At 64.9% G+C, this 11978-nt stretch carries 8 protein-coding genes and 3 pseudogenes; 2 read left to right on the forward strand and 9 right to left on the reverse strand.

All coding sequences use genetic code 11. The features are described from left to right. Positions 1 to 58 precede the first annotated feature (58 nt). The 6 genes and pseudogenes from blaCAU to CA606_RS12680 all read right to left on the reverse strand — a co-directional run bounded on the left by blaCAU (position 59) and on the right by CA606_RS12680 (position 3754). Positions 59 to 916, reverse strand: a complete 858-nt coding sequence (gene blaCAU / locus CA606_RS12660) for a CAU/MBL1b family subclass B3 metallo-beta-lactamase (RefSeq protein WP_096050806.1) — start codon at positions 914 to 916, stop codon at positions 59 to 61. Beyond that, positions 917 to 1058: pseudogene (locus CA606_RS20105) on the reverse strand (hypothetical protein); the annotation flags it as partial. Position 1059: 1 nt separating this feature from the next. After that, the gene (gene metF, locus CA606_RS12665) at positions 1060 to 2004 is read right to left on the reverse strand and encodes a methylenetetrahydrofolate reductase [NAD(P)H] (RefSeq protein WP_096050805.1); all 945 of its coding nucleotides are present in this window, start codon (positions 2002 to 2004) and stop codon (positions 1060 to 1062) included. Continuing rightward, entirely contained in the window at positions 2001 to 2978 is a 978-nt protein-coding gene (locus tag CA606_RS12670) for an ArsR/SmtB family transcription factor (RefSeq protein WP_096050804.1), read from the reverse strand. Before CA606_RS12670 ends, metF begins: the two co-directional genes overlap by 4 nt. Before the next feature lie 43 nt (positions 2979 to 3021). Next, positions 3022 to 3399 (reverse strand): VOC family protein, encoded by a 378-nt coding sequence (locus tag CA606_RS12675; protein WP_096050803.1) that lies wholly within the window; start codon positions 3397 to 3399, stop codon positions 3022 to 3024. A 1-nt stretch (position 3400) separates the two neighbouring features. Then, positions 3401 to 3754 (reverse strand): winged helix-turn-helix transcriptional regulator, encoded by a 354-nt coding sequence (locus CA606_RS12680; protein ID WP_233282152.1) that lies wholly within the window; start codon positions 3752 to 3754, stop codon positions 3401 to 3403. Positions 3755 to 3839: 85 nt separating this feature from the next. Here CA606_RS12680 and CA606_RS20110 point away from each other — a divergent pair. Then, a pseudogene (locus CA606_RS20110) lies at positions 3840 to 4067 on the forward strand (carboxymuconolactone decarboxylase family protein); the annotation flags it as partial. Position 4068: 1 nt separating this feature from the next. Beyond that, a pseudogene (locus CA606_RS20115) lies at positions 4069 to 4328 on the forward strand (hypothetical protein); the annotation flags it as partial. On the opposite strand, the gene CA606_RS12690 reads toward CA606_RS20115, so the two are convergent. The 3 genes from CA606_RS12690 to ettA all read right to left on the reverse strand — a co-directional run bounded on the left by CA606_RS12690 (position 4325) and on the right by ettA (position 11786). Beyond that, positions 4325 to 5284, reverse strand: a complete 960-nt coding sequence (locus tag CA606_RS12690; protein WP_096050801.1) for a 2-hydroxyacid dehydrogenase — start codon at positions 5282 to 5284, stop codon at positions 4325 to 4327. The pseudogene CA606_RS20115 and the gene CA606_RS12690 sit on opposite strands and share 4 nt — an antisense overlap. 130 nt (positions 5285 to 5414) lie before the next feature. Then, on the reverse strand, positions 5415 to 9965 hold the full coding sequence (locus CA606_RS12695) for a hypothetical protein (RefSeq protein ID WP_272872321.1): 4551 nt from the start codon (positions 9963 to 9965) through the stop codon (positions 5415 to 5417). Between the two features lie 153 nt (positions 9966 to 10118). Continuing rightward, positions 10119 to 11786 carry an energy-dependent translational throttle protein EttA gene (ettA, locus tag CA606_RS12700; protein WP_096050798.1) on the reverse strand — a complete coding sequence of 556 codons (1668 nt, stop codon included), beginning with the start codon at positions 11784 to 11786 and terminating at the stop codon, positions 10119 to 10121. Between the last annotated feature and the right edge of the window lie 192 nt (positions 11787 to 11978).

Raw genomic sequence — 11978 nt, forward strand, 5'->3', positions numbered from 1 at the left:
TCCCCCGTGTAACGGGGGAGGTGGATCGGCGCGTCGCGACGAGACGGAGGGGGCGCTCTCATCGCGCCCCCCCCGCGGCCTGCTGGCGCGCGAGCTCCTTGTTGAAGGCGGCTTCGGAAGCGTCGACGAACCGGGCAAGCTCGCCTGGGTCGACAAAGGCGTTGGGATCGCCGCGCAGCTGCTTCTGGCGCTTGGCCAGCAGGTTGCCCTGCTCTTCGTGGGCGGGCAGCATCACGTCGGTGGGGATGGCGCGCAGCTTGGCGAAGCTGGCGCGATAGTCGACGACGATGGTCCGGTGGGTCTTGTTGCCCACGAGCACGTTACCAGCGACCGATAGCGAGCACGGGAAGGTCACGTTCAGCGGTCGCCCCTTCTCGACCACCGCTGTCGTCCAGCTGGTGCAGCCGATGGTGTGGCCGGGCGTCAGGTGGGACACCATGGCGATCTCGCCCAGTTTCAGCTTGGTCTGGTCGCCAAAGCTCCTGTCGGGCTTGGCCGCCGGCATCGGCGTTGGGCCATAGATGTTGTCGCCGATGTGGTGGCCCGCCGCCATGGCCGGCGCGTCGCCGCGCGAGATCCACAGCTTGGCGCCCGTATCGGCCTTCAACTGCGCCAGACCGCCCGCGTGGTCGTAGTGGGCATGGGTGTTGATCAGGATCTTCACATCGGCCAGCTGGAAGCCCAGCGCCGTGATGTTGCGCTCGACCAGCTTGCCCGTCTCGGCGTTGGGGCCGCCGTCCAGCAGCACATGCCCCGCCGACGAGGTGATCAGCCAGGACGAGATGCCCTCGGTCCCGACGTAGTAGATGTTACCGACCACGCGATAGGGCTTGGTCGGCTTGGTCCAGTTGGCCGGCATCTCGTCGGCGTGGGCCGCCGGGGCCAGGGCGAAAAACAGCGCCGCCAGAGCGGCCACAGCGCCCCCTCCGACACGATGCTTCGCATCGCGCCACCTCCCCCGCTTTGCGGGTGAGGAGGAAGATAGCGCATCCTCACCCGTGCAACGGGGGAGGTGGATCGGCGCGGATACGCGACGAGACGGAGGGGGCGCTAGCGGCGTCATGCGGCGACCTCCGACGCGGCGGGCGAGACCTCGCGCACGCCCAGCACCCGGCAGATGGCGTAGACCAGATCGGCCCGGTTCAGGGTGTAGAAGTGGAAGTCCTCGAAACCCTGCTCCTGCAGCTTGGCGCACATCTCGGCGGCCACCGAACAGGCGATCAAGCGGCGGGTCTCGGCGTCGTGCTCCAGGCCGTCGAACAGGTTGCCCAGCCAGGACGGGATCGCCGTCTGGCAGGCGGCGGCCATCTTCTTCAGACCGACGAAGTTGGTGACCGGCATGATGCCCGGCACGATGGGAATGGTGATGCCCGCCGCGCGCACCTTGTCGACGAAGCGCAGGAACGCGTCGAGGTCGAAGAAGAACTGGCTGATGCCCAGGGTCGCGCCGGCGTCGACCTTCTGCTTCAAGACGTCGATGTCGTGCTCCAGCGAGGGGCTCTCGGGATGCTTCTCGGGATAGACCCCGACCAGCACCTCGAACGGCGCGATCGCGCGCACGGCCTTGGTCAGCTCGGTGGCGTTGGCGTAGCCGTCGGCGCGCGGCACATAGACCCCGCCGATGCCGCCCTCGCCGGGCGGCGGATCGCCCCGCAGCGAGACGATGTGGCGGACCCCGGTCTCCCAGTATTCGCGGATGACCTCATCGACCTCGTCGCGGCTGGCGCCGACGCAGGTCAGGTGCGCCGCCGGCTTGAGGCTGGTCTCGTCCAGGATGCGCTTGACGGTGCGGTGCGTGCGCTCGCGCGTGGAGCCGCCCGCGCCATAGGTCACGGACACAAACGCGGGATCCAGCGGGGCCAGGCGCGTGATCGCCGCCCACAGGCTTTCCTCCATCTGCGGCGTCTTGGGCGGGAAGAACTCGAACGACACGCGGGGACGGCCGGTCCGCTCGCCGGCGCGCGCCACGGGGCCAATCACCCGACGGGTAGGCGGAAGGGTCATGCGGCGCTCCTTTCGAGGGATGCCTTGCTGGGACGGCGTGCGGTCCAGATCTTGACGGTCAGCCCCTCGGCCGTCGCCGGCGGCAGGGCGATATTGCTTTCCAGCGAAAGGCCCGCGACCTGTAGCCAGGCGACGATCTCGGCGTCGTCAAAGCCCAGCCGGCGGTGCTGGTGAACCTCGCGCAGGAACTCGTGATCATGCGGCGCGAAGTCGGCGATCAGCAGCAGCCCGCCCGGCGTCACCAGACGCGCGGCCTCAGCCACCGCCGTGGCGGGATCGGTCAGATAGTGCAGCACCTGGTGCACAGTGACGAGATCGGCGCAGCCGCCCGGCAAGCCGGTGCGGAAGATGTCGCCGTGGCGCAGCTCGCACGCGACCAGGCCCGCCTTGGCCACCTCGTCACGGGCGATGTTCAGCATCTGCTGCGACAGATCCAGACCCAGCGCGTTGGCGGCGCGCTTGCCCAGCAGGGTCAGCATGCGCCCCGCGCCGGCGCCCAGGTCGACCATCTCGTCGAAGGGACCTTCGCCGGTGGCCCGCAGGATCGCCGCCTCGACCTCGGCCTCGTCGACATAGAGCGAGCGGATCTCGTTCCAGCGCGCGGCGTTGCGGGCGAAATAGGCCTGGGCGTCGGTCGAGCGCTCGGCCCGCACGGCCGTCAGCTTGTCGGCGTCAGCCTGGATCGTCTCGTCGCCCTCGTCGATCAGGTCCAGCGCCTGCTCGACCAGCAAACGGCCTGGCGACTTGGCGGCCAGGCGATAGAACACCCAGGCGCCGTCCGGGAAGCGTTCCACAAGGCCGGCCTCGGCCAGCAGCTTCAGGTGGCGCGACACGCGCGGCTGGCTCTGGTCGAGGATCCGGCACAGCTCCAGAACCGACAGCTCCTCGGCCGCCAGCAACGCCAAAAGCCGCAGGCGCGTGGACTCGCCGGCGGCGCGCAGCACCTCGACAACCTGTTCGGCGGTAAGCTTCATAGGGATATAAAGATATCTTTATATCCGATTTGGCAAGAGAAACTTATGTCTCGGAGTCGCCTTTCAGGGGCTCCCAAAGCTCAATCTTCACCCCGGCGGGGTCCATGAGCCAGGCGAACCGGCCCATGCCGTCTTCGTCCTGACGCCCCACGGGCTCGACGCCCTCGGCGGCCGCCTTGGCCAGGACGCCATCCATATCATCGACAATGAAATTGATCATGAACGGCGCGGTCGACGGCGCGAAGTATTGGGTGTCGGCGGCGAAGGGCGACCAGGTCGTCGAGGTTGACCTGGGATGCTCGAACATCGCCCCGCCCCAGTCATGGATCTCAAAGCCTAACACACGCGCGTACCAGTCGCGGACAGCCTTGGGATTCTCGGCCTTGTAGAAGACACCGCCTACGCCCAGCACCTTGGCCATGTCACGTCTCCAGCGCGTTCGCCCAATCCTCGGACCACCTTAGCAGAGGCCAAAGCGCGACGATCAAGTCTCCGCCGCGGGGGCTCAGGCGATAGCCGCCCTCCGCCGCGACGATGTCGGCCGCGCGCAGTTCGGTCAGGCGCGTGTTCAGCGTGCCGGGCGGCAGTTCGGCCGCGGCCTGGAGCGCCCGAAAGGTCAGCACCCTCCCTTCGCGAAGCTCCCAGACGATCCGCAAGGCGCCGCGACGCCCCAGCAGATCAAGAGCCGCCATGATCGGCCTGCCGGTGTCCGACCCGCGAACGGCCCCGCCCGGAAGGGGCGCTTCATTTTTTGTAGCGTTTTCGCGATCCTGCATGATACAAATTTTGTAGCATGGAGGATTTCAGATGTCGCCCAGGATCGATCCCGCAAAACCGCCCTACCCGCCCGCCATCGCCAAGATGCTGGAACGCCTGAAGACGCCGGGCGAGGAACCGCTGTCGCTATTCCGGACCCTGGCCCGCGACGAGCGGCTCTTCGCGCGCTTCACCGGCGGCGGCCTGCTGGACCCGGGCCACCTGTCGCTGCGAGACCGTGAAATCGTCATCCACCGCATCTGCGCGCTCAACGGCTGCGGCTACGAGTGGGGCGTCCACGCGGCGATCTTCGCCCCGGCGGCGGGGCTGGACGCCGAACGCCTCGCCGCAACCCTCGCCCCCGGGATCGCCGACTGCTGGAGCGCGGGCGAGGCGTTACTGATCGCCTTTTGCGACGCGGTGAATACGCGGGCCGACATCAACGACACGCTCTGGGCCCGCATCGCCGAAGCCTACAGCGCAGAAGCCCGGATCGAGCTGATGATGCTGGCGGGCTTCTATCGGACCGTCAGCCTGCTGGCGAACGGCCTCAGGCTAGAGCCCGAGGCGTTCGCCGTTCCATTTCCGGCCTAAGCCGCCACCGGCGTCGCCAGCGGCTCGCCATGGAAGTACCGGCGCAGGTTCTCCAGGGTCAGGCTGACCATGGCCGGAAGGCTGTCCAGGGTGGCGCCGGCGGTGTGCGGCGTCAGCACGGTGCGCGGAACATCGGTCCACCGCGCAGCCGGCGTCGGCTCGGTCTCGAACACATCCAGCGCGGCCATGCCAAGCGCCCCAGACTTCAAGGCCTCGATCAGCGCGTCCTCATCGATCAGCGACCCGCGCGCGACATTGACGATCAAGCCCTGCGGCCCAACGGCTTCGATCACCGCCTTGTTGATCAGGTGGCGATTGGAGTCGTCCGGTCGGGCGCAGACGATCAGGACGTCGCTCTCGCGCGCTAGGGCCATTAGGCTTTCGGCGCGCGGATAGGCGGCCTCCTTGGCGCGCGGCGCCCACCAAGCGACCTTCATGTCGAACGCGCTCAGACGATGGGCCACCGCTTCGCCGATGTGCCCCAAGCCCACGATCCCGGCCTTCCGCCCCCGAAGCCCAGGGCGCGGAGCCATCCGCTCGGCGTGCGACCAGTGACCGCCGCGCAAGCGCTGGTCGCCCTCGACGATCCCGCGCCAGGCGGCCAGGACCAGGCCAACGGCATGGTCGGCGACATCGGCGGCGTTCAGGCCCGTCGAATGCGTCACCGCAATGCCGTGCGCCTTGCACCAGGGCAAGTCCACGCCGTCGTAGCCGACGCTGACGCAGGCGATGAGACCAAGGCGCGGCATCTCCGCCAACATGTCCCGACTCAACGCCATCTCGCCCGCATGGACGATCGCTCGAATGTTCTGCCCCGGCCCTTCAAGGAAGGCCATCCGGTCCGGATAGTCCCACAGCCGATGCACCTCGTAGGCGCTCTCCAGCAGCGGCCGCAGCGGCGTCAGCAACTCGTGCGACAGCAGGACCTGAGGTTTAGCGGCGGCGGTCTGGGGCATAGGTTTCCTCCGAAGCACGGACCCCATAGCTGGCGTCAAACGCGCGTTTTGTCCAAGCTACCCCACCTACTGCGTTTGCCCAGGCCAAAGCAGGGCGGCGGCTGCTCGCCATCCGCAAGGACGTGCGCTGCTACGGCCCGCCAAAGATGAAGTCGGCCTTGTAGTAGCCGCTCGACGGATCGATCAGGCTGATGGCGAACGGCGCCGAACCATCGGCAAGATCGGTGAGCCAGGCGTTGTTGGACCTCACCATGACGCCAAGGTCGGCCTTTTGCGCCTCAGCCAGAAGCCAGCCCACCATGGCGGCCTTGGTCCCCACGCCATTCGCACCGTCGCCGCCATAGGCCGCGAAATAGTCGACGCGTCCGTCGATCATCGCGTGGATCTTGGCGTCGGTCGGCGCCGCACCGAAAATGGTCTTGTAGGCCTCGCGCGTGGCGTCGACCATCGACAACGCCCCGTACTTGGCCGCGAACGCATCCTTACCCTCGCCCAGCTTGCCCAGGTTGACCGCGAAGTTGATGTAGCGGTTCTCGAGATTGAACGACTGGTAATAGGCGCTGTTGAGATTGTTGGCGTTAGGCCCGGTTGGGGAAACGAGGTAATCGACGCCGGCCTGGCTCGGAATCTTTCCGGTAAAGAACTGATAGGCTAGGGTTGCGACCGAAGTACTAGCTCCGGCCTTGGCAACAAGCTCCACCACAGCCTGCGTTGCGCCGATCGAGCCGCTGGACAGCCGGCTGGACAGGTCGTTGACTACGGCCAAGGCATGCGAGCCATTGGCGCGCAGGATGTTCCCGACCACCAGGGACATCCCATCACCAAGGGCCACTGTTTTATCGTAGTACTGGATATACTCCATGTTCCGGACAGTATCGACGCCGTCGTAGCTGTTTCCCGTCGAACCCGGCGCGGCATAAGTCCTATTGTCGGCTATCCGCCACCCATTCGTAGTCCAGGTGACAACGAAGTTATTGCTGTAACCGCGCACCCACAAGGTGTCTATGCCGGCCCCACCATCTATGATGTCGTCGCCATTGTAGCCGCCGATTACGTTGTCGCCGCTGTCGCCCGTCAACTTGTCGGCATAGTCGCCTCCAAACAGCCGCTCGACGTTGTTTATGGTCAACGTCAGTCCGGGCGCGATCTGCTGCGCTCCGGAGATGCCGAGGTTGATATTCAAGCCCGTCGTAGTGAAAGCGACATGCGCAGTGTCGTATCCATCCCCGCCGTCGACGACGTCTGATCCCATGTTGTAGGCGGCATTTTCGGACGACAGCCAGATATAGTCGTCGCCCGCGTCGCCGAAGACGAAATCGTTACCGGAGCCCCCCGCGAGGTTATCGTCGCCCGCGCCGCCGTGGACGATATCGTTGCCTGCGTCACCGCTTATGGAGTCGTTGCCAGCGCGACCATCGAGCTGGTCATCTCCATTCTGACCGCTCAGGCTGTTGGCTCCATAATCGCCATAGAAGATGTCCGCATAGCTGCTACCGCTTAAGGCCTCGATTGCTTGAAAGGTGTCGTTGCCTTCGCCCGTGGCCTGCGGCCCCGTGATCGCCAAATCAACACGGACACCTTGGATAGACTCATAAAAGAGCACCAAGTCTCGGCCATCACCGCCATCGTAGATGTCGTTGCCTGAGCCGCCGTAAAGGAAATCATCACCTCCGGCGCCACGAACAACATCATCGCCAACTGTGCTTCGCAAATTGTCGCTGGCGTTGGTCCCCAGGATTATGTTCTGGGGCGAAGCGACGAGCAGCACAATCTTGTCGCTGAACTTAAGTTGTTCGACGTTCCTAAGGGTGTCAACGCCCGTCAGCGCTGTAGTCCGCAGGTCCCTGACCGTCCAAGCGCCGTCTGCGCCCTGGCTCCAGCTGAAGCTCGCAGAAGCGCCAGCGTACTCCACCGTATCGGCGCCGTCCCCGCCGTCGATCGTGTCATCTCCCCCCTCGCCGCTGAACCAGTCGTCGCCGCCGCCGCCGCCCAAGCGGTCGGCGCCCGATCCGCCCGTCAGGCGGTCCGCGTAGGCGCTGCCGATGACGCCTTCGATGGAGATCAACTGATCAAGGCCAGCGCCGGTGTTCTGCGACCCCGTGTTCAACAAGTTGACTTGAATCCCGGATGTCGCGTTGGCGTAGGAGGCCAAATCGAAGCCGCTCCCCCCGTCCAAAATGTCGTCACCCGCTCCGCCATCGAGGGTGTCGTTGCCGCCCTCACCTCTAAGCGTGTCATTTTTATCGGTGCCGACGAGCACATCTGCGGCGGCAGAGCCGATAACGGTCAGTCCCGTCGCTCCGCTTAGTGTCAGGTATTTGTCGGCGAACCGGAGAATCTCGACGTTCTTGAGCGTGTCCACGCCGTCATAGCCCGACGTGCGCAGGTCTCTGATTGTAACGACACCGTCCGCGCCAATGGACCAACTATATTCGGTCGAGTCGCCATCAAGCTGCACGGCGTCCTCGCCAGCGCCGCCATCCATGAAATCATCGCCCTCGGCGCCAGTCAGGACGTCATTACCGAGACCGCCGATTAGCGTATCGTTGCCATATCCGCCCCTGAGCCCGTCATTTCCGCCCGAGCCAACGACGTAGTCATCACCTTCCCCGGCATCGAGGATGATCCCTGTCGTGTATCGATCACCAATGATGATCCTATCAGCGAGGTCGCTGCCATAGGCGTCGCCGATACGTTCGATGCTCCTGATCTTGGCGTCGGCAAGGCCCTCCCAGTTGGGCCGCAAATCGATGTTCAACGCCTCGATCGGCCGGAACCACCACGCACCGAAAGACAGGGTGTCGATACCCGCACCGCCATCGATCGTGTCATCGCCATCCATTACGATGGTGTCGTCGCCGGCCCCGCCGGATAACTTGTCGGCGCCCTGGTCGCCATAGATCTTGTCGGCGCCGCCCGAGCCGATGATCGTATCGTCGCCTCGGTACCCACGAATAATCTGCCCAAAGAAGGTCTCGCGCCCGGCGTAGGCGTAATAGTCGATGAGAGGCTTCACGCCATCGCCCACCATCAGGACGTCGGCCGCGTTGGTCCCATAGAGGTCGTTAATGTTCTCGACGTTGGTGACCGTTCCACCATTGAACGTTCCAGTCCCGCCAGCCCAAACGGCGCGAAGGTCCAGGTTCATCGCATCGCCAGCGCGATCCACGGCGAAGGTGATGGTGTCGAACCCAGCCCCACCATCGACGGTATCGCGGTCGCCCATGACGAGCTGATCAGCGCCCTCCTCGCCGTACAGGCGGTCGACGCCTAGACCGCCGAAGAGACCATCGGATCCAGCGCCGCCATAGAGTGTGTCGTCGCCATCGCCGCCAGAGAAGCTGTCGTTGCCGACGCCGCCGTAGGCCCGGTCATCCCCTGCGCCCAGCTCGACGCTAACACCAGCGGTGGCCGAGCCAACACCAACCGTCACCGTGTCATTGGCGTTGCTGGTCTTGAAGGCCCCTAGACGTTCGACTTCGCGGATTTCCAACCCGCCCACGAATCCCGAACCGCCTGTCCAGAGATTGCGCAGATCCACATTGATCGCCGTCTCGCCGAAGGTGTTGCGTTCAAAGACCACGATGTCATTGCCGCTTCCTCCGCCGACCAGACGGTCGTCGAGGTCCACGTAGAGGAAGTCATCGCCAGCGCCGCCGTCGATAGAATCCTGACCGAGCCCGCCGTAGATCAAATCGCCGCCAGCGCCACCCGACAGCGTGTCGTCACCAGCCTGGCCATCCAGTTCCACGCGATCAGTATAGGCAGCGCCGACGACAATGGTATCGGCCTGCGCGCTGGCGGTAATCCTCCCCAAGCGCTCGATCCCGGTGATCGAGGCGCCATTGACGACGCCCTGCCCGCCGCTCCAAAGCAGCGCAAGATCCGCCTTCAGACCTGCTGAACCAGCGATCAAATGCAGCGTGTCGGAGCCAGCCCCACCGATAACCCTGTCGGCGCCCACCCCAACATAGAACTGGTCGTCGCCGTCGCCACCGTCGAGCAGATCGTCGCCGGTTCCGCCGTAAAGCGCATCCCCGCCGCCGCCGCCCAAGAGCGTAGAGGCGCCGCTCGCGGCCTTCAGCACATCACCCTGGCTGGACCCGATGACTCCCTCGATATTCAGCAGGGTGTCGTAGTCACCTTGAGCGCCCTGCGACCCTGTCCGTGAGAGATCGATCGTGACGTTCCGGTACTCGGAGGCGCTGTAGTCAACGAAGTCGAAACCGTCGCCGCCGTCGATCAGGTCGGCGCCCGCGCCGCCGTCAAGCACATCCGCGCCGCCTCCGCCCATGAGCGTATCGTTCGAGTAGCCGCCAGCGAGTCTATTGTCGCCACTATCCCCGATGAGGTTGTCCGCGTAGTTGGAGCCGACAATCCCTTCGATACTCTTCAAAGTGTCGGAACCGGCTCCGCCGGTCGCCTGAGCGCTCTTGATGCTCAGATCGACTCTGACGCCCCCCGTGGCGTCGCTATAAACGGCGTAGTCGAAGCCCGAGCCACCATCGAGGATGTCGTCGCCTCCACCGCCGATCAGCCTGTCATCGCCATCGCCGCCTTCAAGCGTGTCGGTGCCCAGCTTGCCTTCCAGCACGTCATTGCCAGCTAGGCCGCTAAGGGTATCGGCGTCGTCAGTTCCAACAAGCGTGTCACTCGCTTCCGAACCGATGAGAATGGTCAAAGCTCGCCCCCGCATACACGAGCGAAAGCGCTCGAACTATACCTACGATTGATCTAGCCTTGCCGATGGGCGCTGGTCAACCTTGACTGGCGGCAAAGAAAAAGGGCGGTGGAAACCACCGCCCTTTTCGTTATCCAAAGCCTAGCGCCGCCCCTATCGCGCGAACTTCTGGAACTTGATGCGCTTGGGGATCAGGCTGTCGGCGCCCAGGCGGCGCTTCTTGTCTTCTTCGTACATCTCGAAGTTGCCTTCGAACCACTCGACGTGGCTGTCGCCTTCGAAGGCCAGGATGTGGGTGGCCAGGCGGTCCAGGAACCAGCGATCGTGGCTGATGACCACGGCGCAGCCGGCGAACTCTTCCAGCGCCTCTTCCAGGGCCTGCAGGGTTTCGATGTCCAGGTCGTTGGTCGGTTCGTCGAGCAGCAAGAGGTTGCCGCCGGTCGCCAGGGTCTTGGCCAGGTGGACGCGGTTACGCTCACCGCCCGAGAGCAAGCCGACCTTTTTCTGCTGGTCGCCGCCCTTGAAGTTGAAGCTGCCCACATAGGCGCGGCTGTTGATTTCGCGCTTGCCGACGATCATCACGTCGGTGCCGCCGCTGATCTCTTCCCAGATGGTCTTGTTCGGGTCGAGCGCGTCGCGCGACTGGTCGACGTACGAGAGCTTGACGGTCTCGCCGACCTTGACCGAGCCGCCGTCGGGCTGCTCGCGGCCGGTGATCAGCTTGAATAGGGTCGACTTGCCGGCGCCGTTCGGACCGATGACGCCGACGATGCCGTTCGGCGGCAGGCGGAACGACAGGTCCTTGAACAGCACCTTGTCGCCGTACTCCTTCTCCAGGCCGCTCACCTCGAGCACCAGGTTGCCCAGGCGCGGGCCGGGCGGGATCTGGATGTGGGCCTGGGTCTGGGCGGCGCGGGCGTTTTCCTGCGCTGCGACCATTTCCTCGTACGAGGCCAGACGGGCCTTCGACTTGGACTGACGGGCCTTGGGCGAGCTGCGGACCCATTCCAGTTCGCGGGTGAGCGCGCGCTGGCGGGCTTCGGATTCCGACTGCTCCTGGACGACGCGCTTTTGCTTCTGCTCCAGCCAGCCCGAGTAGTTGCCCTCGTAGGGCACGCCCTTGCCGCGATCCAGTTCCAGGGTCCACTTGGTGACCTGATCCAGGAAGTAACGGTCGTGGGTCACCAGGATGACGCAGCCCGGGAACTCTTCCAGGTGGTGCTGCAGCCAGGCCACCGACTCGGCGTCCAGGTGGTTGGTCGGTTCGTCGAGGAGCAGCATGTCGGGCTTGCTGAGCAGCAGGCGCGCCAGCGCGATGCGGCGCTTTTCACCGCCCGACAGGCTTTCGATATTGGCGTCGTTGGGCGGGCAGCGCAGGGCGTCGATGGCCATCTCGACCTTGGAGTCGATGTCCCACAGATCGCGGGCGTCGATGACCTCCTGCAGCTTGGTCATCTCCTCCATCAGCTCGTCGGTGTATTCCTCGCCGAGCTGGGCCGCCAAAGCGTTGTAGCGGTCGAAGATCTGCTTGTCTTCGCAGTCGGCGATGACGTTGCCCCAGACGTCCAGCGTCGGATCCAGCACCGGCTCCTGCGGGAGGTAGCCGCGCTTGATGCCGTCGGCGGCCTTGGCCTCGCCAGAGAATTCCTTGTCCAGGCCGGCCATCACCTTCAGCAGGGTCGACTTACCCGAGCCGTTGACGCCGACCACGCCGATCTTGGCGTCGGAGTAGAACGACAGCCAGATGTTCTCGAAGACCTTCTTGCCGCCGGGATAGGCCTTGGTCAGGCCCTGCATCTGGAAAATGTATTGCTGCGCCATGAGGCTCGCGATCTCGCTGGACGAAGTTTCGGGGATTGGGCGCTGAAATAGCGGTCTGGAGGCCTTCGCGCAATCGTCGCCGGACGGGCTTGGCGGATCACCAGCACACTGACCGTCACGGTTCGTTCGCATGAGCGTCGAAAACTCGACACGGAAGCTTCGCCTTGCCGTTGCTAAGCGCTGCTAGCCGAG

This window comes from Caulobacter vibrioides, from assembly GCF_002310375.3.
Taxonomy (GTDB): Bacteria; Pseudomonadota; Alphaproteobacteria; order Caulobacterales; family Caulobacteraceae; genus Caulobacter; species Caulobacter vibrioides_D.

Bases quoted from the DNA above. Each gene is read 5' to 3' on its own strand.
- ettA (WP_096050798.1), bottom strand. From the start codon at position 11,786: ATGGCGCAGCAATACATTTTCCAGATGCAGGGCCTGACCAAGGCCTAT.
- CA606_RS12670 (WP_096050804.1), bottom strand. From the start codon at position 2,978: ATGAAGCTTACCGCCGAACAGGTTGTCGAGGTGCTGCGCGCCGCCGGC.
- metF (WP_096050805.1), bottom strand. From the start codon at position 2,004: ATGACCCTTCCGCCTACCCGTCGGGTGATTGGCCCCGTGGCGCGCGCC.
- CA606_RS12680 (WP_233282152.1), bottom strand. From the start codon at position 3,754: ATGCAGGATCGCGAAAACGCTACAAAAAATGAAGCGCCCCTTCCGGGC.
- CA606_RS12675 (WP_096050803.1), bottom strand. From the start codon at position 3,399: ATGGCCAAGGTGCTGGGCGTAGGCGGTGTCTTCTACAAGGCCGAGAAT.
- CA606_RS12690 (WP_096050801.1), bottom strand. From the start codon at position 5,284: ATGCCCCAGACCGCCGCCGCTAAACCTCAGGTCCTGCTGTCGCACGAG.